We start from the raw sequence: 18,199 nt of genomic DNA on the forward strand, positions 1-18,199 counted from the left end.
TAAACATCCAAACACTTGAGCAGCAGCACAAGTGAAAAATGCTGAAAGGATTGATTCATTATCGCACTTCACCTAACGTACACGTCAGAAATGGAAAAGGCCATGCAGCTTTCTCACGGCGTGGGGTATGCTGAATATAGCCGTAAACTAGACAAACGTCTACAGGTGGAAAAAGAACGGGAAAAAGATTATCAGGCTAGCAAAGATATATTGCGTGATATTAACCAGCATCGATAATAAAAAGCCGCTTGCTACTTTTTGTAGCAAGCGGCTTTTTATTTACAAATGAACCAAATTTATACATAATAAGGAAGTGCGTGTATCAAAGAAAGGAACTTGCTTATTATGATAGAAAAATTACTTATTATTTGTGTATTTGTAGGAATTATTCACATGATTGAAACACTAGCCTACTCTGTGAGACTTGCGGGCTTGAAAACTCGGAAGCTAGTCGTAGCTCTATCTCTTTTTAATATTATTGTCATTGTTTCAAGAACAGCTAATATGGTGCAAGCTCCGCTGACCGGCAAATTAGGAGATGTGGTCCAGTCTAAAGAAGATTTGCCCGTTCTGCTTCATCAGCTTCAAACTATCTTGCTCGCGGCTTCTATTGGGACAATCGCAGGTGCTCTTTTAATTCCTAGCTTTGTATCAATCTTCTCTCGAATGATTTTACATTTAGAAGTAGCGGGATCTGTACCCAAAATGATGAAAAACATTGCTTCCATACATACGCTTGAGAAAGCAAAAAAACACGTGAAGCGTCCTAGGTGGATTATGCTGTCTCAGCTGCGAATAGGCGGAGTGCCCAAGCGGTTGCTTCTTTTGAATTTAATGGCTACGACCATTTATACAGTAGGTGTTCTTTCCACTCTTTATGCTTCTACGCTCGAGCCTACTCTTTCTAAATCAATACTGATGTCTTCTGGTCTTATTAACGGACTAGCGATGATTACCCTTGCTGTGTTTGTAGATCCGCAAGTAGCCATTTTAACTGAAAAGGTAATGAAAGGTGAATCCACTAAGCAATCTATGAACAAAATGGTTGGTACACTTGTCATCTCTCGTTTGTGCGGGACCATCTGTGCTCAGATTCTCTTAGTCCCCGCTGCTCTTTATATTGCATGGATTTGCAAATTAATCCCTTAGAAAAAAGACTTCATTAAAGAAGTCTTTTTATACATATTCCACTTTTTTGTATCTACGAACAGCAGCGATTAAAAGAAAAAAGCTGCTCATTGACGTAACAACTACGGTATAGGTGACACTTTGTGACCAGTGCAATTGTTCAAGCAGACGAGCGGCGTATTGTGACAGCGCTGCAGGACTCCACTTTAATTGATTCGTAAACAAAGTACTCAAAAATGAAAGTAACGCAATGATCAAAATGCTTACTCCAGCAATCCCTCCGCTTTGTAAAAGAAATGTTCCTGCTGCCACTAAAACGGACAAGATAAAAATCAGCCACAGGCTGTATAAAAGAAAGCTAACTAGCATATGAGTCCAATCCACATATGAAAATAAAAGATTTGTATAATACCACGCTGCTATATAGCTTATAAACGTTGAGCCAATGACCAGTACGATTTGCGCAGCCCATTTACTCATAATGTATTGAATGACGCTCACCGGTCTCATCATAACAAGTACAGCAGCATGATTTTGTCGTTCATTTGAAATCATATTCATGCTGGCGAGTACAATCAGTAAGGTTCCTATTGTGCTATATTGTGAAAGGACACCTTGCATTACTTCTTGACCGGTGGGCGTAGGAAGTTGAATAATTGCTCCTTTTGGCAAGTTCCCTGCCATATCAAGAATTTGCGGCATATAGTAACTTGTTAAAGGCTGAGTGATGCCTAGTAAAATTAGAGAGATTGGCAGCCAAATTCCTTTGCCGTTGGAAAATAATTCATGAAGTTCCTTTTTTAATAAGACTCCAAATGTGTTCATTTGTTCATCACCTCTAGATACACATCTTCGAGAGAATGCTGTTTTCGTTCAAATAAAACAAGGTTTGCTTGTTGATCAACAAGCAGTTGAAGCAGTTGCTGCTGCTGAGATGTATCTTTTACACCTACAGTGGCTTTATAAGGAGAATGAAACAGCACCTGTTCACTTGGCAGACTGCTAAGTGATGCAGGAAGCCTTTCTTCTGTTTCAATCGTAAAAGCAGGAGCCGTAAACTCTTGGCGCAGCGAACTCTTTGTTCCATTCCATTTCATACGTCCGTTTTTAATCATAATAATGTTATCGCATATTTGTTCTGCATCATGCAAAATGTGAGTTGAAAAAAGGATGGTTGTATCTTTTTTTAATGTTTCGATAATCATTAGGACATCTTTTCTGCCTTCAGGATCCAAAGCCGAAACCGGTTCATCTAGAATTAGCAGTTCAGGTTTATGTAACAAGGCTTGCGCCAAGCCCAAACGTTGTTTCATTCCTCCAGAAAAGCCAGCAATTTTCTGCTTTTCCTTTCCTTTTAAACCTACAGTTTCAAGTACTTCATCTATTCGGTGGGAAAGCACATTTTTTGAAATGTTAGATAAAAGACCTAAAAAAGTTAAATACTGCTGAGGCGTCATCCAATTAAAAAACGTAGGATGCTGTGGCAGAAAGCCAATAAATGATCGTACGTCTTGATGCTGTTTATCTTCAAAAGAAATTTTCCCTTTATTAGGTGCAGTAAGACCTGCAATCATATGCAAAGTAGTCGTCTTACCTGCGCCATTAGGGCCTAACAAAGCTGCACATTTTCCTTTGTCGAGATTAAATGAAAGGTTATTTACAACGGTTATATTACGATACGCTTTTGTCAGTCTTTCTACTTGCATAAACATCTTCGTTCCACCTCACTGTTTTTTACGTCCTAAAACAAAATATAAAACAGGGCCAACTGTACTTACACATAAAATGATGAGTCCCCATAACCATTTTGGCCCGTTTGTCTCTTCTTGCTTTATACAGCTTATCAATGCTGGAATCATTAAAAGCAATTGTAATAATAGAATTGGAGCAATTAACAACCAGTTAATGTCCTTCATTTACATCCCCCTTTTTCTTCGTGCTGGAAGCCAAATAATAAAAAACCAATAAAATAGCGTTGGCATTGGAATTTGAATCAGTCCCCATATTCCCCAAAACCATGGATGAGCGCCGCGTTTTTTTGCATTGATAAAAAGTAGAAAGCTTTGAAGAAGGAGAAATGGTGAAATAAACAGCACAAGAATCCATTTTTCATTCATTATAAAAACATCTCCTTTTTTCGTTTATAGTGAAAAACGATAAAAGAAATAGGAGCAACAATGATCCCAATTACTTCAATGGCGATAAATAAGGCAGGTATTTGTAAAATAGCTGTTGCCATTACCGTTAAAATAACAAGTGCTGTTAATGTAAATAAGCATAACTCTTTCCGGAAAGCTTTTTTCTGCTTTTGTTTTTGAATGAGAAGCTGTTCTTGAATTACATGAAGAGAAATACGTTCATGACTTGCTAAACTCTCTAGCTGCTCCCAATCTTTTTTTAAAGAATGTAAGGACTGATTGTCATTTTCTTCTTTCATTCTTTCCACTCCTTTCTCAGTATGTTTACTCCTTTATTTACTCTTGATTTGACCGTTCCTGCTCGCATATTCAGCATATGGGCAATCTCATCGTATGTATATCCGTAATAATGTCGAAGCAAGACAGGAATTCGAAAGCGCGAATCGAGTTCATTAAAATCGGAAAACATCTCGCTCCATTCCACTCCTTTGTATTTAGCTTTCCACTGAAGCTGATGCGATAAAGACTGCTTTATTCGCTGGAGACTGCTTTTTTCACGTTTTTGCTTACGCAAATAATCCATGTACAGTCTTGAAGCAATGGATATCATCCAAGTCGAAAGCTTTGCTTCATTTTTGTATGAAGAAAGATTTACGTAACACTTTATCATTGCTTCCTGACACAATTCACTGCATAAGTCCTCATCTAATGTCAGCTTTAAAAGGTATTTATATAAAAATGAATGATAGCGCTGAAATAATAATGAAAAGGCATCATCATCACCTTGTAATGCTTTTTGGACAAGGATGAAATCATCTTCTTCCAAAGCGGTCACCCCTCCTTTTTGTTTCATCACCTATATGACGCTTTAGCGATTGAAATCGTTCATTTTTTATATAAAAAAAACGCCCCGCAGGACGTTTTTATTTAGTACGAAGCATTTTTAATCCTTCTTCATCTTCTTCTAATGAATAGACTTCATCGTTTTTAGCGAATAAAACACCGTGGAAGATTTGAAGATCATCATCACAGGCCTCGCAAAATTCCTTTTCGCCTTCGTTCCAAAAGCTAAAGAGCGCTAGTTCATCACTTCGTACGCTTGCGTATTTTTGATGAAATTCATAAATCATCATCGCGTAGTAGCGAAGCGCTTCTTCTTTTTTTTCAAATTCAATGGTTTCAATAATATCTTTTTCCCAGCCTTCTAAAAACAGCCAAGGTTCACAATCACTTTTTATTTTATGAACTCTCCATTTATCTGTCATGATTGAACATCTCCTTACTTACAGCTTACTTCTAAAATTTCTCTTTTCCTTATTATTCAGCAAAAATAACTTTGAATCAAGTAAAACGGAAAAAAACGCCTATTTTCAGGAAATAGGCGCCAACAAGGTAGCTTAATCTAAACTCCTTTTTTTATATTAATAATAGCTCCTTAAACTATAAGGAACTAAACTGCCCGTATAATACTGGGTAATGGGAGGGAAAACGCCTGCTGAAGGCGTGATTTTCCCCACCAAGATGGTTTTTTGCCCCACCAGTTGTCCATCGCTCCATCAGGTGAAACGACAAATCCAATTGGACGTGCAAACGAAGGCATAAAATACGGATAGAACGAATACTGAAAAGGCGTATAGAAAGAAGAGTAAAACATCTCTCTCCTTATCCGTTTCCGAAGCCGTTTTGATCAGAACCATCGGGATCGAGCGTATTTGTATTAGAAAGTCCTGAATTTGTATTTACACAAATTCCTGTATTTGAAGACCCTGAACCTTGTGCAGTTTTACTGTTACTTTTTGGAGAAACATAGTACGTATCGCCAAACGTAACGACTCCTCCTGTAACGTTTGGAATCACTACATGATTAATAACAATCGGCATTATCCTCACCCTTTTTATTTTCATCGTGATGTAATATATGAACGATTTATCAAAAGGGTTATACATTAATGGATATAAATAAAAAATCCCCCTGCAGAGTGGGGTATTTTTACGCTTTTACCTCTTTTTTCGAATGACTTAATTCATCTCGCAGAATATCAAAATCTCGTTCTGCTACTTCTTCAATTTTAGTATACAATTCATTCTCCGTTAGAAGTCCTTTTTCTTCAAGTATTTCGACAAGAGCCTTAAACTTTATTCTAGATAAAAGCATTTCGTTTACCGTGCTCTCTGTTGACTGTTCATTTTTTATTTGTTCTTTTACTTTAACAGGTTCTTGCTGCAGCTTCACTCTGAAAACAATATTTGTATGATCTGTAATTTCAGGTGACTGATAAAATGTGCTGTGCGAAATGTTTTTTAGTGTCAGCGTTTCTTTTGTCTCCATATTTGTTACTTCAAAGTACGGATCTTCAAAAAATGCATCATATTTATCATAAGCTGCTTTGCCTACAACCGAAAAAGAAAAGTTTAGCCTTTTCAACTCTTCACCTGTATTCGCATCAGTAATCATTTTTTCTTCAAACATATCAACGTGAAAGCTCACGTTATTAATCATTAGTTGTGTCAATTCAATCGCCTCCTTCTTTATTAATACGACATGGAGTGACAAGTTCCCTGTTTTTTTATATAAAAAAACATCTCCCAAAAATGGGGATGTTTTTCAAAGAGCTAGAAAAATGCTTTTTTCGTCTTACAATTCTTCTTCTGCTTTGTCATATTTGCGTTCGTGCGCCGTATCTTCTTCGTTATCACGGATGGTTTTTTGGAGCACGAAAGCAGACATCGTTAAGTATAGTGTTCCAACGGCATAATAACCTTTTACCGGTAATGATGCATCTAAGGTATAAATTCCTATAAACATAGCTAATAGTGCGGTAATAAAAGCTGTCCATGCTAAAAATGTAAAAGCTGCTGTATTACGCTTTTTCATCGTATGACCTCCTCTTTTCCTTTTTCTGTTAAGCGTCGCTTTCATTTTACATTGTAAAATAATTGTTGTCATGGGTATTTATGGTCAGTTACCCTTTTAATCAGAACAAGAAACGGAAGAATTTAGGTCTTACATTCTATTTTTGTCATAAAGCTTTTTTTTCGAAATGATTAGATATATGAAATTTCTCTTTAGAAGTATGTTCATTCGTTTTTATTAAGAAAAGCTCCAGGTAATTATTGCAATAAAAAAAATCATCGCCGAGACGATGATTTTTTGTTTAGCCTTCAAAGTATTCTTTATAAAAGCCGCCGACTTGGCCAGTGTTATCAACAACAAAATAAAACTCTTCTGTTTCGTTTTTTACATCATATGTTTTTCCTGCTGTTAATACATTTTCAACCACGAATTTTTTCGCATCTGTATGTATGCATTTTACTTGTTTAATTGTTGGACGATCGTTCCATTCTAAATGAATCATGTATGTACACTCCTTTGTTTTCATTCAAGATTCATTTTATCTTACTTGAAGTAAAAAAGAAACGGAGCGAATTTAAAAATTAAAAAATTCGCTCATGCACTTTTTTTTTGGCAACCGTTGCTTGTACAAACTGTGCTGTTTGCGCAACAATTGTATCTTTATCAAAATCCATTGATGCAACATGGTAAGAGTTTCGAAGCATATGCTGTCTTTTTTCTGATGATTGAATATGGTTTAAGATATAAGCTGAATTCTCAGGCGGTACTACGTTATCCACGGTTGATGTTAGTACTAAAGCCGGGCATGTTACGTGAGATAAGCGTTCTTTTGTTTCGTCCATTAAAGAAAGTAGCTCACGCATAGAGCGCACGGGTACTTTATCATACGTAATTTCATGTACGTTTGGATCTTTAATATCAGGATGATCTTCTTTTAAATAACGAGGCGTATGACGAGAACGATAAGGCTCCATTGAAGGAATTGACGTCATAGCCGGATTGATTGCAATAACTCCGTCAAGATCTAGTCCTTGACTCGCTGTATGAAAGGTAAGAGTGCCTCCCATGGACTGACCCAAGATAAATACATGACGGCATTCTTGCTTCAAACGCTGATACCCATTTAAAAAGTCTTGCTTCCATTCCTCATACGTTGTTTGTTCAATATCATAGTAGTGAGTACCATGTCCCGTTAGTCGCAAACCGTACACAGTAAAACCTTTTTTAGCTAATTCTTTTCCGATATATTCCATGCTTTGAGGAGTCCCCATAAATCCATGAGAAACAAGTATACCAATGTCGCTGCCTTTATAATAAAAAGATTCTGCGCCTTGAATTACGTCATAACGTTCCATTTTCTTCACCCTTTATCAAAAATTTTCTGACTAAATGAACTATCTTTATAATACACCTATAATTCCTATGAGTCAACTGGGGTATTTGTTTTTTATCATTCAAAAAGAAAGAAGCAAGAATTATCTCTTGCTTCTTTCTTTTTGAATATGTGGAAATACTAGCTCAGCAAACGTATATGCTTCTTCTAGATGGGGGTAACCTGATAAAATAAATGTATCAATTCCTAGCTCTTTGTACTCTTTTAAACGATCCGCTACAATTCCAGGACTTCCAACAAGAGCGGTTCCAGCTCCTTCTCGTGCTAAGCCAATTCCAGCCCATAGATTCGGAGCAATCTCTAGTGCACCTCGATCTTTTGTGCCGCTGTGCAAACTTGACTGTGTTTTTTGGGCAGTGGAGTCAAATGACGCAAACTTATCTTGAAACGCTTTGATCGTATCATCATTAACATGTTTAATTAATTTATCTGCAGATTCCCACGCTTCGTCTTCCGATTCTCTTACAATAACGTGCAGGCGAATACCAAAGCGAATGTCCCGACCTTCGTTTGCAGCTTTTTCTTTCATCTCATCAATTTTTGTTTTAATCACTGCGGGCGGCTCTCCCCATAACAAATATACATCTGCATGCTTTGCTCCTACTTCTTTTCCTGCTGGAGAAGATCCACCAAAGTACAGCGGAGGATACGGTTTTTGGACAGGAGGCGATGGAATGTACGCACCTGTTACATCAACATGTTCTCCTTTATAATCCACTTTTTTTCCTTCCATTACATCTCGCCAAATCGTTAAAAATTCATCTGTTAACTCATAGCGTTTATCGTGGCTTAAATAGTTACCGTACGTTGCTTGCTCTACGGGATCTCCTCCCGTCACAATATTTAACATAAGTCGGCCGTTTGACATTTGATCGAATGTCGAAGCCATCCGTGCTGAAAGTGTTGGAGACATTACACCCGGGCGAAGTGCAATTAAAAACTTCAGTCGATTCGTAACGGAAGCAAGTGCCGACGCAATCACCCATGAATCTTCACAATTTGAACCAGTGGGCAACAAAGCGCCGTCATATCCTAGATAATCCAGCCCATGTGCGATTTGCTTTAAGTAGTGAATGTCGCTTGTTCTGCTTCCTTCGGTTGTGCCTAGATAATGTCCGTCGCCTGCTGTAGGGAAAAACCATAAGATGTTCATTTCTATTTCCTCCTAAATATTCTCGTATTCTATATAAAGCGTTTTCATATTGTTTGTTCAATTCTTGTCCGCTAATTACAGATGTACATTTTTATCTTAGCGTATGTAATACTACTCTTTTTATTTATTAAATTAGTAAAATCATAATGCCGTTTTAACCTATATGTCAAGTCTGAATTAAAATAAAAAAAAACAAGAATTATAAGTAATTCTTGTTTTTTTTATTTTTTCATACGTGAAGCCATCGCATTTGCAAGGGTTGATTTTGTTGATATATTTTCAAATGATAAACCTAGATGAGAAGCTGTAATCGCGATTTCAGGACGTACCCCAGAGATAGTTGATTCTACCCCTATTAATTTTAAAGCATCAATCAGCTGGAAAATCTGATGAGCAACCATCGTATCAATAATAACCACTCCCGAAATATCAATATAAAGGTGATTCACTTGCTGCTCAGCGCAGCGAGTTAACGTATTTTCTAAAATTCGACGCGCTCTTGCCGTGTCGATATCCCCAACAAGCGGAAGAATTGCAATATGATCGCTTAATGGAATAACTGGGGAACTCAGCTCATTGATTAGCTCTTTATGAGCCTCAAGCAAACGCTTTGAATGCTGATGATGCTCTTCTACAAATTTATAAACGGTGATATCAAATACACGTACAATCAATTCGTTCCATTCGTCTAGTTCTTCTTGCATAATATCTTTCTCGTACTCTTCTACAAATTGATTTAAATACATTAAATACTGTTTTCTAACTCGGAAAAATTCTCGAATAATATAATGAATAGGCGTTCTTACATGCTCTCCGTCTTTCGCAATCTTTAAAATCCACGTTTCAAATGAATCAAAAAATTCTTTTTCACTTTTTATAAATACATCGGCTATGTATAAATGAAATTCATTATTTTGATCTTTTAATACTGAAATGACTTCCGGATGAGTAGATGCATAAACCGATTCTGGGTCATTGTCTTCAATGCTTTCATACCATTCTTCCGTTAGTTGATCTGCATGTTTTAAAAAAAACATTCGAAGTGCTTCATTTTTATTCAAAACGATTCCCCTTTCCATACGAGCTACTACTGTCATTATAATTCAAGTTTTTCACCCTTACTAGTTTTATAAAAAGAGAAGAGAGAAAATTTTTTTAAAAAATACGTGTATTTTATGATTTTATGCTACATTGAAAATAGCTATAAAAACACAAAGGAGTTTTCAAATGATACGAACGTTAGCTCTTACGAACAATCATAAACTTGTGAAAGGTATACAATTAGATCAGATTCATGATCCCTCTATTCAGTACTATTGGATTGACTTTAACTGCCCTTCTGAAGAAGAAGCGCTGCTGCTTCAATCATCCTTTCAATTTCATCCGTTAGCGATTGAAGATTGCTTTCATTTTCTGCAGCGTCCAAAACTCGATTATTATGAAGGATACAGTTTTTTTGTCCTTCATTCGTTAAATCGTCAAACATTAGAAGCTGAAGAAGTTGACCTTTTTATCGGAGAAAACTATATCGTTACTTTTCATTTTCACCCGTCGGCTGCAATTGATAAAGTATGGGAAAAGCTGCTTCATACACCTTCGATTCAAGAAAAAGGGATAAGCTATCTTGCGTATTCTGTGATGGATAAAGTGGTAGATGAATATTTCCCCACTGTATATCAGATTGAAGATGAGCTGAATGATATAGAAAACATAGATGCAAAAAAATCCATCTCTGTTTTAATGGAAGATGTATTCAAACTTCGAAGTGATTTGCTGAAAATCAGAAGAACCATTTTGCCTATGCGCGATTTATTGTACCGTGTTATAAACTCTGAACGCCTAGATGTTCATCCTGAACAAAAAAGATATTTTAAAGATGTCTATGACCACTTATTAAAATTAGCCGATATGATTGAATCAAATCGGGAAATGACATCTGATATGCGCGATAATTATCTTTCTCTTAATTCAAACCGGATGAATTCAATCATGATGACACTGACCGTTATTTCATCTATCTTTATTCCCCTTACCTTTATCGTTGGCGTATACGGAATGAATTTTGAAAATATGCCTGAGCTAAAGTGGCACTATGGCTATTTCTTTGTGCTTAGCTTCATGGGACTGATAACGCTTGGATTAATTCTATGGTTCAAGCGAAAAGGCTGGTTTAATGCGGATAAAGAATAAAGCACTTCTCAAACAGAGGTGCTTTTCTATGTGACGATAACTACTTATTTCCCGAAAATATTTATAAAATAACATACTCGCGTTTCCCTTTTATAAAAAAATTCATAAGATGATGAAAATAATGCTCAGAAAGGAGGCTGAATTAGTGGATATTAAAGGCGAACACTTGCTAATGGATGCGTTCGAATGCGATGAAGTGATATTAAATGACCCCTCACTTTTAAGGCGAATTCTTATTGAAGCTGCCCTAGATGCAGAGATGGAAGTTTTGCACTGTTATTTTCACCAGTTTACGCCCCAAGGCATTACAGGCATTCTCGTATTAGCTACCTCTCACTTGTCTATTCATACTTGGCCTGAAGAAAACTATGCTTCATTAGATTTTTATACGTGCGGAGACAAAGAAATAATTGAAATTGGTTATGCGTTGCTGAAGCAATTAGCTGCAAAAAAAGCTGTTGTGTATTCGATTTCTCGCGGAATTCAAAACGCTGAAATGTCAATAAAGAATCGTCAGCATGCGAGGAGAACGGGCCTTCTCAATCGTGGAGATGACTCAGATCACGTTAGTCTACAGCAGATCTTATCAGGCCAGCATGATATTTTGTTTCATCAAAAAAATCGTATTCAAGATATTCAGCTGATTAAAGCACCTGATATTCGAATGTATTTGGATGAACAGCTGCAATTTAGTTCATTGGATGAACATGCGTACCATGAAGCTCTTGTACACCCTATCTTTGCAGCTTCCTTACGTCCTCACCGCATTCTTATTCTAGGCGGTGGAGATGGTTTAGCTTTACGAGAAGTCCTTAAATATAAAGAAGTTAAAGAAATAGACCTTGTGGAAATAGATGCTGACGTTGTAAATGCTGCGATGAATGTAGAAGAATTAAAGAAGTTAAATCAACGCTCATTTGAAGATTCTCGTGTCAGCGTTCATATCCAAGATGCTGTTGACTACCTCTCTTTGAATTCAGCGTGTTATGATATTATCATTATCGACTTTCCTGATCCTACTAACAAAAAAATAAGTGCTCTTTATACAAAAGAATTTTACGTACTTCTCCAACGTTCACTATCGCGCAGCGGCTTGGTCGTATGTCAGTCAAATTTCCCTAGAGACACACCTATCGTTTTTTGGAGCATCAATAAGACGATGAAAGCTTCTCAGTTTTATACGTTGAGCTACCACACCATTATTCCCTCTTTTGGAGATTGGGGGTTTCACATCGGCTCGAAAACACCTTTGTCTGCCCCTATACTCTCTACTGATGTTTCATCTACTACGCTGCCATCAGACTTTACTAAGCTAATACGTTTTTCTCCCCATTCTCTTTCTAAAAAACAGTTTGCAGTTGTGAACTCTGCTGAGCATTTGGTTCTGCATAAAATATTTAAAAAAGAAGGCTTATATTTGTAAAAAAGAAAGCTTGGCTTATACATTCCTTTTCTTTTGACATACTAAAACAGTCTCGTCACCACTGTGCAACAGAAAGGATTGTTATGAGAAAAATTTCGGTTTTTGTTATCTTATTGCTAACTGTTATTTTCCCTTCCCCCGCTTTTAGCCAAGTGAAAGTGCCTGTTCTGATTTACCATTCTATTGATGCCTACACAGGCCACGGGGAAAAAGAACTGTATGTGACGCCTGAAAATTTTGAGAAACAACTTCATTATCTTAAAAAGCAAGGATATACGCCGCTAAGATTTGAAAAATGGCAGGAACTAAAGCGTGTGAAAAAACCTATATTTATTACATTTGACGATGGATATAAAAATAATCTTACTATCTTGCCTATTTTTCAACGAGCAGCGAGTCCTCAATTTCATCCAGCTGCTACAATTTTTGTGATTTCAGATTTTATCGGTCGTCCCAACCGTTTGTCGCCAGCGGATTTAAAAAAATTTGTTGATTCAGGATTTTTTTCTATTCAGTCTCATACCGCTACTCATCCGGATTTAACTAAGACGAAAAATTTATCCTATGAGCTAGCTGATTCAAAACGAAAAATTGAAGCCATTACGAGCCAGCCCGTTATTGCTCTTGCTTACCCCTATGGAAAGGTCAATAGCCGCGTAGTGGAAGAAACAAAAAAGAATTATACATTTGGTCTTTCAACGATTCCAAAATTTTTCACTGAAAGCGGACAAAAGAATGAAAACTATCTTATTCCGCGTCTGTACGTTACGTATTCTACAACGATTGAAGATTTTGCTAAGCTATTAAAAGAAAGCTAAAAAACCCTTTCCTTAAAAGGAAAGGGTTTTTTAGAATTTTGTTATTTCTAGTCCTCGCTCTTGCTGCCATTCAGCATAAAAAACTTCGCTGTATTTTTTAATTTTCTTGATTGCAAGCTGTTTTTTTAACCATTTTTCATCTACGTTTGCTTCTTTCAAATTATCAGGCACTACTTTTCCATCCATGATTAAAGCAATAGGTAAATTGGTTTGAGAATAAGGGATGTTTAAATCATTTTTCGTCGGAGGGCCGAATTCGTGTTTAGGAGCGACACTCACCTCTCCATTTGTTTCTAAAATGACGTATTCTGCTTCATATAGTGAAAAATACCCTTGCTGTCTCATCAGATGCTGAAGCTGATTCAAGTCCAAGTTGTTTTTCTTAAGCTCTTTATAAAGGATTTTCCCTTTATAAATAATCATTGAAGGCTTTCCTTCAAGAATTCCTCTAAACCCTGTAAAAGTTTGAGAGAGCTTTGTCACTGCGTAGATCAGAAGCCCCCAAATCAAAACGCTGTACAGAATTTCAGTTAACTCTACTCCTTTTTCAAGAGCTGCATCTCCCACAATATTTCCCAGGACAAGCGTGGTAATAAAGTCAAACGGAGTGATTTGAGCAAACTGCGTCTTACCTAAAAGCTTCAGCATAATAAATAGCGCTAAAAATCCACATATCAGTTCAATCGCAATATCTTTATACATCGATACCCTTCCTCTATAGCAAGCATGTTATAGTATCAGTTTGTATCATATGTGAGAGTGATAAACCTGACTTTTCATTTTTCTTTCCTTCTTTCTCCAGTTATAGAACTTTTGATTAAGCTTTTTTCTTACTTGCATAGGTTTCTAACGTTGCATATTGATTAAAAATGGATGCGGCTGCTTTTTTCCCTACATATCTAAGGTGCCATGGTTCGTATTTATAGCCGGTAACCTGCTCTTCACCTTCAGGGTATCGAATAATGAATCCGTATTGATACGCATTTTTTGAAAGCCAATGAGCCTCTGGTGTATCAGCGAAGCAGTCCGCTGCAGCACACATTCCACTTCCTCCCGTGACATCGATTGCTAGTCCCGTTTCGTGTTCACTTGTTCCAGGGTAGGCGCTATAGGTGCGTGCTTGTTCTTCACCGTCTCGCTTTGCATAAAATGCAAAAAGCTCTTTTTGACGCTCGTGGGATCGATAACCGTAAGCTGATTCCCTCTTTTTCAGCATCTCGGAAAAGTTCTTCAAGTGCTTGTTCCGCAGGCTTTCTAAGCATTCGTTTTTCTATTTTTTCGTTAAAGATAAACGGAACGTCGGCATAGACTAAATCAGAAGGCTGATAGGATTCAGGAAGCTGATGCTTTTTATTAACTAAAGCCGTAACCGATTCTGGATTGGCTATTACCACTGTTTCGTCTACATTAGATTTCGTTAAAGATGAAGAAGCTGATGAGCTTTCTAGTTTTTGAGGCTGTCCATTTTTTGTGAATTCTCTGGCAGGCTTTGATGAAGAATTGCTTGTTCCGCACCCTGCTATCATCAGCGTAAAAGTTAAAGAACAAATAAATAAAAAGTATTTCATGATGTCTTACTCCTTTCAAACGGCTTTTGATGCGCTACAAAAGCCTATAAAGAAAGGATAAAATATAAATGTTTCTGTCTGTTATTCAGTTGTTTCAAACTTGTAAACACTCTAAAAAAATTTAAGGTGTGAAAAAAATAGAAATAGACTGCCTAAGCAGTCTATTCCAAAAAGACAATATACGTATGAACTTGATTTTGCGTAAAGCTCGATGCAACTAGTTTATTTCCTGATTGACTCCAAGCAAGCTGATCAGCGGCATAGTCTAAATTTACGTTTAAGTGTGTAACATCTCCTGTTAATCCATCTGCTATGAATATCCCTTTATCTCCCTCTTTTTCAGAAATAAAGTTATAAGCTAATTTCGAACCGTCGGGAGACCAGCTTACACCAAAAATTTGAGTGGACAGAGCAAGCTGAAAGGCTTCTGATCCTTTTAAATCTGTGATAGACAGCGTTCTCGTTTGGGCATCTTTTTGCTGAACGAGCGCTAATTGTTTTCCGTTTGGAGACGGGATAATAGAAACCACATTATCTCGGATTTTTTCAGGGTCCGTCTGTTCGTTATGAAGAAAAAAAAGCTGGTTGTTTACACCAATATAATAAATGCCACCTATTCCTTTAACTGCATCTAAGATTCGATGGTTTCTGTGCAACAGAGGTTCTGCTTCTCCTTTTACATTTGCTTTAGAAAGCTTTCCTTCCATTGTAATAAACATTACTTCTGAATTATTAAGCCACTCTCCGCTTGATGGATAGAGAAGAACATTCTTTATTTTAACTGTTTTTTTGTTTGAAGGTTCATTATATAACCAAATGTATCTTCGCCTTTTGCTACTTTATAAAAAAGATATTCACCATTCGGAGAAAGCTTCGCCGCATGGTGAATTTCATTGCTTGGATGCAACACAAAAGTAGACCTGTCTTTTAGATTATAAGTAGCTAGATTCTGTGTATATACCTCTTTAGGACCGAAATCGTGCGAACGAAATTGTTTATTTTCTTTACTAACAATTATTGTGTTTTCGTTGAAAAATTGAAATGCCCTTACGCCGTTAATATTTTGAACGTCTTTCACTTCTATTTTTCCATCTTTATCTACTTGGTCCAATACAGTAATTTTCTTGTCGGGTTTTTCAACGGTTTCTCTATGGCTTTCTTCTTGTCCGCATGATGTTAAAATAAGAAAAGTGCTTGCTATACATATCATTAATCTATACCGTTTCAATAACGGTTCACTCCTTTTAGCTAACTCATTTCTCTGTTTTCAAAGGAAACGACGCTTTGAAAATCGTCCATTTAGAGTCAGAATGATGCAGCTTGATAACGCCTTTTTGTTTTTCAGTTAAATCTTTGGCTAATGCTAAGCCAAGGCCTGTACCTCCGGATAAACGCGACCGATCTTTATTTACGGTGAAAAATGGTTGAAATAATTTCTCTTCTGCTTCGGGTGGAATCCCTATTCCGGTGTTAGCTACATCCACAATAATAGAATTCTCTAAAGTGTAAGACGTTACTTCCACTTTTCCGCCTGGTTCATTATATTTAATAGCATTGTCAATTAAATTGATAAAAATGTGTATTAAGCTTTCACGATCAGCCCAAACAACTGCTTCTTTGATATTTGTATGAAGAGTCAAATCAAATTTAGCTGCTTTTCCTTTCATACGATCGCATATGTCTTCTAGAAGCCGCTTCAATTCAACTTGCTCTGGCCGCTGCTCGAAATCATATTTCTCAAGAGCTGAAAGCTTTAAGATTTTATCTACCATTTCATGAAGGCGATTCGTTTCTTTACGAATATTCTGCACACCGTCTTCCATAAGCTGAGGATCATCTCGATACATATCAAGTAAGTCAACATAAGCTTTGATCGATGTTAAAGGCGTCTTAAATTCGTGGCTGATGTTACCGATAAACTGCTTTTGCTGCTGTTCAAGAGACTTCAGTTTCGAAATAGCGAACTCAAGCTTTCTTTTTTCTTCATTCATTTGATCGATATTTTTTTCAATCGACGTACTCATAAAAAACAAGCCTTGACTAAGCTCTCCAAGTTCATCGCGTCGTTTGAACGGCACATCAGTTAAATAATAGCCTTTTCGAATCTGCTGTGAAGTTTTTTGAAGCGTAGCGATGAGCGAAGCAATGCGGTAAAAATAAGCGTAGCCAATTAAAAAAGCTGCTGCTGCTGCAATCGTTCCTCCCATACGAAATAAGTGCCTAATGTCAGCTATAAACTGCTGATTATTTTTCAGGGAATGGTCAAAACGAATGGTTCCAATAAATTGATTATCGATTGACACAGGTGCGAAGTAAATAAGGGAAGAACCCGAGGTTTGATAGGCTATTTTTCCTTTCAAAGCATAGCTAAGCGTATCAGAAACATCCACATCTTTTTGGCCGATGGGAATAGAGCTTCCTGCTTCCTGTCCTTTTTGATTATACAGGACTGTTTGCATTCCGCTTTGTGATGCAATCGAAGATGCAAGGCGCTGTCCTTTTTGCTGAAGAAAAGAATCTGTATTCAGAGACGGGTCACCGGTTACATAACTTTGATGAATTGTTTGCTCGGCTGCTTTGCTTTTTTGAATAAGTTCACTTTCTAGCTGATCACGCTGATTTGTCTCAATTCCTTTTAACACAAGTACGCTCAGTACGGTTACTGTTAAAATAATTAAAAAAGCAAGAACGAGCCCCATCTTAGCTTTTAGGCTGATTTTCATTCATTGATCCCTGCTGTCGCTTTATATCCAACGCCATATACCGTTTGAAGCAAATAAGGCTCTGCTTCTCCTACTTTTTTTCGAAGGCGCTGCATGTGAATGTCTACCGTACGTGTACCGCCTGCATAATCCATCCCCCAGACAAGATCTAGTAAATCTTCTCGTGTGTACACTCTCTCTAAATTGGCAAGTAATAAAGCAATAAGATCAAACTCCTTTGGTGTAAGCTTAACTAACTCATTGGCAACATGTAACGTGCGCTGAATTAAGTTCACCTTCACTTTTCCCACTGTGATTTCTCCCACAGCTTCAGGAGCTTCATTTTTTTTTATTCGCCGAACAAGTGCTTTAGCTCTAGCTACAAGTTCTCTTACATCAAACGGCTTGGTCATGTAATCATCTGCGCCTAACTCTAAGCCTAGAACTTTATCGACGATATCATTTTTAACCGTTAACAAGATAATCCCCATTCCTCGTCGATTCTCAAGTTTTCGGCATACTTCATAGCCGGTTAATTTTGGCATCATCACATCTAATATCATCACGTCAGGTCGAAAGCTTTTTACTTTTTCAAGTGCTTCTTCACCGTCAGATGCTGTGTCTACAATATATCCTTCGCGCTTGAAAGCATAAGATACCGCTGTAGCAATACTTTTTTCATCATCAACTACTAAAATCCTTTTATTCAATGTATCACGTACTTTCATTTGATATTTCTATTCGTCTATCTTATCAAACAGCTTTCCCAAAAACATCTCCAAGTTGTTTCGAAATTGTAAACAAAAATAAAAACACCACATAAGATGGCGTT

At 37.0% G+C, this 18,199-nt stretch carries 25 protein-coding genes and 1 pseudogene; 5 read left to right on the forward strand and 21 right to left on the reverse strand.

Going from position 1 to position 18,199, the window contains the following annotated elements:
• Nucleotides 1–90 precede the first annotated feature (90 nt).
• Both ACN6NE_RS26550 and ACN6NE_RS26555 read left to right on the forward strand, forming a co-directional pair.
• Entirely contained in the window at nucleotides 91–237 is a 147-nt protein-coding gene (locus ACN6NE_RS26550; protein WP_014459567.1) for a YuzK family famiily protein, read from the forward strand.
• A 108-nt stretch (nucleotides 238–345) separates the two neighbouring features.
• Entirely contained in the window at nucleotides 346–1,149 is an 804-nt protein-coding gene (locus ACN6NE_RS26555; RefSeq protein ID WP_474328265.1) for a lipid II flippase Amj family protein, read from the forward strand.
• A gap of 27 nt (nucleotides 1,150–1,176) precedes the next feature.
• Here ACN6NE_RS26555 and ACN6NE_RS26560 read toward each other — a convergent pair whose 3' ends face one another.
• The 15 genes from ACN6NE_RS26560 to ACN6NE_RS26630 all read right to left on the reverse strand — a co-directional run bounded on the left by ACN6NE_RS26560 (nucleotide 1,177) and on the right by ACN6NE_RS26630 (nucleotide 9,763).
• Nucleotides 1,177–1,953, reverse strand: coding sequence for an ABC transporter permease (locus ACN6NE_RS26560; protein WP_129710300.1), 777 nt, complete (start codon nucleotides 1,951–1,953; stop codon nucleotides 1,177–1,179).
• The gene (locus ACN6NE_RS26565) at nucleotides 1,950–2,840 is read right to left on the reverse strand and encodes an ABC transporter ATP-binding protein (RefSeq protein ID WP_474328267.1); all 891 of its coding nucleotides are present in this window, start codon (nucleotides 2,838–2,840) and stop codon (nucleotides 1,950–1,952) included. Before ACN6NE_RS26565 ends, ACN6NE_RS26560 begins: the two co-directional genes overlap by 4 nt.
• A gap of 12 nt (nucleotides 2,841–2,852) precedes the next feature.
• Nucleotides 2,853–3,044: a PLD nuclease N-terminal domain-containing protein gene (locus tag ACN6NE_RS26570; protein ID WP_057235575.1), complete on the reverse strand. Its 192-nt coding sequence runs from the start codon at nucleotides 3,042–3,044 to the stop codon at nucleotides 2,853–2,855.
• Nucleotides 3,045–3,245: a hypothetical protein gene (locus tag ACN6NE_RS26575; protein ID WP_013057570.1), complete on the reverse strand. Its 201-nt coding sequence runs from the start codon at nucleotides 3,243–3,245 to the stop codon at nucleotides 3,045–3,047.
• A complete protein-coding gene (locus tag ACN6NE_RS26580) occupies nucleotides 3,245–3,565 on the reverse strand; it encodes a YxlC family protein (RefSeq protein WP_129710304.1) in 321 nt (106 codons plus the stop codon). The genes ACN6NE_RS26575 and ACN6NE_RS26580 overlap by 1 nt, the downstream gene beginning before the upstream one ends.
• Nucleotides 3,562–4,092, reverse strand: coding sequence for an RNA polymerase sigma factor SigY (gene sigY / locus ACN6NE_RS26585; protein ID WP_129710306.1), 531 nt, complete (start codon nucleotides 4,090–4,092; stop codon nucleotides 3,562–3,564). The genes ACN6NE_RS26580 and sigY overlap by 4 nt, the downstream gene beginning before the upstream one ends.
• 97 nt (nucleotides 4,093–4,189) lie before the next feature.
• Nucleotides 4,190–4,531 (reverse strand): DUF1033 family protein, encoded by a 342-nt coding sequence (locus ACN6NE_RS26590; protein WP_013057574.1) that lies wholly within the window; start codon nucleotides 4,529–4,531, stop codon nucleotides 4,190–4,192.
• Nucleotides 4,532–4,716: 185 nt separating this feature from the next.
• Nucleotides 4,717–4,920: a hypothetical protein gene (locus ACN6NE_RS26595; protein ID WP_129710308.1), complete on the reverse strand. Its 204-nt coding sequence runs from the start codon at nucleotides 4,918–4,920 to the stop codon at nucleotides 4,717–4,719.
• Between the two features lie 8 nt (nucleotides 4,921–4,928).
• Entirely contained in the window at nucleotides 4,929–5,147 is a 219-nt protein-coding gene (locus ACN6NE_RS26600; RefSeq protein ID WP_013083687.1) for a spore germination protein, read from the reverse strand.
• Between the two features lie 109 nt (nucleotides 5,148–5,256).
• On the reverse strand, nucleotides 5,257–5,778 hold the full coding sequence (locus ACN6NE_RS26605) for a hypothetical protein (protein ID WP_129710310.1): 522 nt from the start codon (nucleotides 5,776–5,778) through the stop codon (nucleotides 5,257–5,259).
• Between the two features lie 123 nt (nucleotides 5,779–5,901).
• Nucleotides 5,902–6,141 carry a YiaA/YiaB family inner membrane protein gene (locus tag ACN6NE_RS26610; protein ID WP_013057577.1) on the reverse strand — a complete coding sequence of 80 codons (240 nt, stop codon included), beginning with the start codon at nucleotides 6,139–6,141 and terminating at the stop codon, nucleotides 5,902–5,904.
• 280 nt (nucleotides 6,142–6,421) lie between these two features.
• On the reverse strand, nucleotides 6,422–6,622 hold the full coding sequence (locus ACN6NE_RS26615; protein ID WP_013057578.1) for a DUF6501 family protein: 201 nt from the start codon (nucleotides 6,620–6,622) through the stop codon (nucleotides 6,422–6,424).
• A 79-nt stretch (nucleotides 6,623–6,701) separates the two neighbouring features.
• Nucleotides 6,702–7,475 carry an alpha/beta hydrolase gene (locus ACN6NE_RS26620; RefSeq protein ID WP_129710312.1) on the reverse strand — a complete coding sequence of 258 codons (774 nt, stop codon included), beginning with the start codon at nucleotides 7,473–7,475 and terminating at the stop codon, nucleotides 6,702–6,704.
• A gap of 120 nt (nucleotides 7,476–7,595) precedes the next feature.
• A complete protein-coding gene (gene ssuD / locus ACN6NE_RS26625; RefSeq protein WP_129710314.1) occupies nucleotides 7,596–8,666 on the reverse strand; it encodes an FMNH2-dependent alkanesulfonate monooxygenase in 1,071 nt (356 codons plus the stop codon).
• A gap of 221 nt (nucleotides 8,667–8,887) precedes the next feature.
• Nucleotides 8,888–9,763 (reverse strand): STAS domain-containing protein, encoded by an 876-nt coding sequence (locus tag ACN6NE_RS26630; RefSeq protein ID WP_474328275.1) that lies wholly within the window; start codon nucleotides 9,761–9,763, stop codon nucleotides 8,888–8,890.
• Nucleotides 9,764–9,893: 130 nt separating this feature from the next.
• Between ACN6NE_RS26630 and corA the strand changes: the two genes are divergently transcribed.
• The 3 genes from corA to ACN6NE_RS26645 all read left to right on the forward strand — a co-directional run bounded on the left by corA (nucleotide 9,894) and on the right by ACN6NE_RS26645 (nucleotide 13,097).
• Nucleotides 9,894–10,856, forward strand: a complete 963-nt coding sequence (gene corA, locus ACN6NE_RS26635; protein ID WP_474328277.1) for a magnesium/cobalt transporter CorA — start codon at nucleotides 9,894–9,896, stop codon at nucleotides 10,854–10,856.
• A gap of 145 nt (nucleotides 10,857–11,001) precedes the next feature.
• Nucleotides 11,002–12,279 (forward strand): polyamine aminopropyltransferase, encoded by a 1,278-nt coding sequence (locus ACN6NE_RS26640; RefSeq protein WP_474328279.1) that lies wholly within the window; start codon nucleotides 11,002–11,004, stop codon nucleotides 12,277–12,279.
• 83 nt (nucleotides 12,280–12,362) lie between these two features.
• A complete protein-coding gene (locus ACN6NE_RS26645) occupies nucleotides 12,363–13,097 on the forward strand; it encodes a polysaccharide deacetylase family protein (RefSeq protein WP_474328281.1) in 735 nt (244 codons plus the stop codon).
• A gap of 30 nt (nucleotides 13,098–13,127) precedes the next feature.
• Here ACN6NE_RS26645 and ACN6NE_RS26650 read toward each other — a convergent pair whose 3' ends face one another.
• From ACN6NE_RS26650 to ACN6NE_RS26675, 6 genes and pseudogenes are all read right to left on the reverse strand, one after another.
• On the reverse strand, nucleotides 13,128–13,799 hold the full coding sequence (locus ACN6NE_RS26650; protein ID WP_047932399.1) for a DUF421 domain-containing protein: 672 nt from the start codon (nucleotides 13,797–13,799) through the stop codon (nucleotides 13,128–13,130).
• A gap of 115 nt (nucleotides 13,800–13,914) precedes the next feature.
• Nucleotides 13,915–14,665 (reverse strand): annotated as a pseudogene (locus ACN6NE_RS26655) (M15 family metallopeptidase).
• A gap of 161 nt (nucleotides 14,666–14,826) precedes the next feature.
• Entirely contained in the window at nucleotides 14,827–15,384 is a 558-nt protein-coding gene (locus tag ACN6NE_RS26660) for a TolB family protein (RefSeq protein ID WP_474328283.1), read from the reverse strand.
• A 53-nt stretch (nucleotides 15,385–15,437) separates the two neighbouring features.
• On the reverse strand, nucleotides 15,438–15,893 hold the full coding sequence (locus ACN6NE_RS26665; RefSeq protein WP_474328285.1) for a hypothetical protein: 456 nt from the start codon (nucleotides 15,891–15,893) through the stop codon (nucleotides 15,438–15,440).
• Nucleotides 15,894–15,918: 25 nt separating this feature from the next.
• On the reverse strand, nucleotides 15,919–17,388 hold the full coding sequence (locus ACN6NE_RS26670) for a sensor histidine kinase (RefSeq protein WP_474328287.1): 1,470 nt from the start codon (nucleotides 17,386–17,388) through the stop codon (nucleotides 15,919–15,921).
• The gene (locus ACN6NE_RS26675; RefSeq protein WP_474328518.1) at nucleotides 17,385–18,077 is read right to left on the reverse strand and encodes a response regulator transcription factor; all 693 of its coding nucleotides are present in this window, start codon (nucleotides 18,075–18,077) and stop codon (nucleotides 17,385–17,387) included. The genes ACN6NE_RS26670 and ACN6NE_RS26675 overlap by 4 nt, the downstream gene beginning before the upstream one ends.
• Nucleotides 18,078–18,199 lie beyond the last annotated feature (122 nt).

This window comes from Priestia sp. 53B2 (assembly GCF_056099005.1).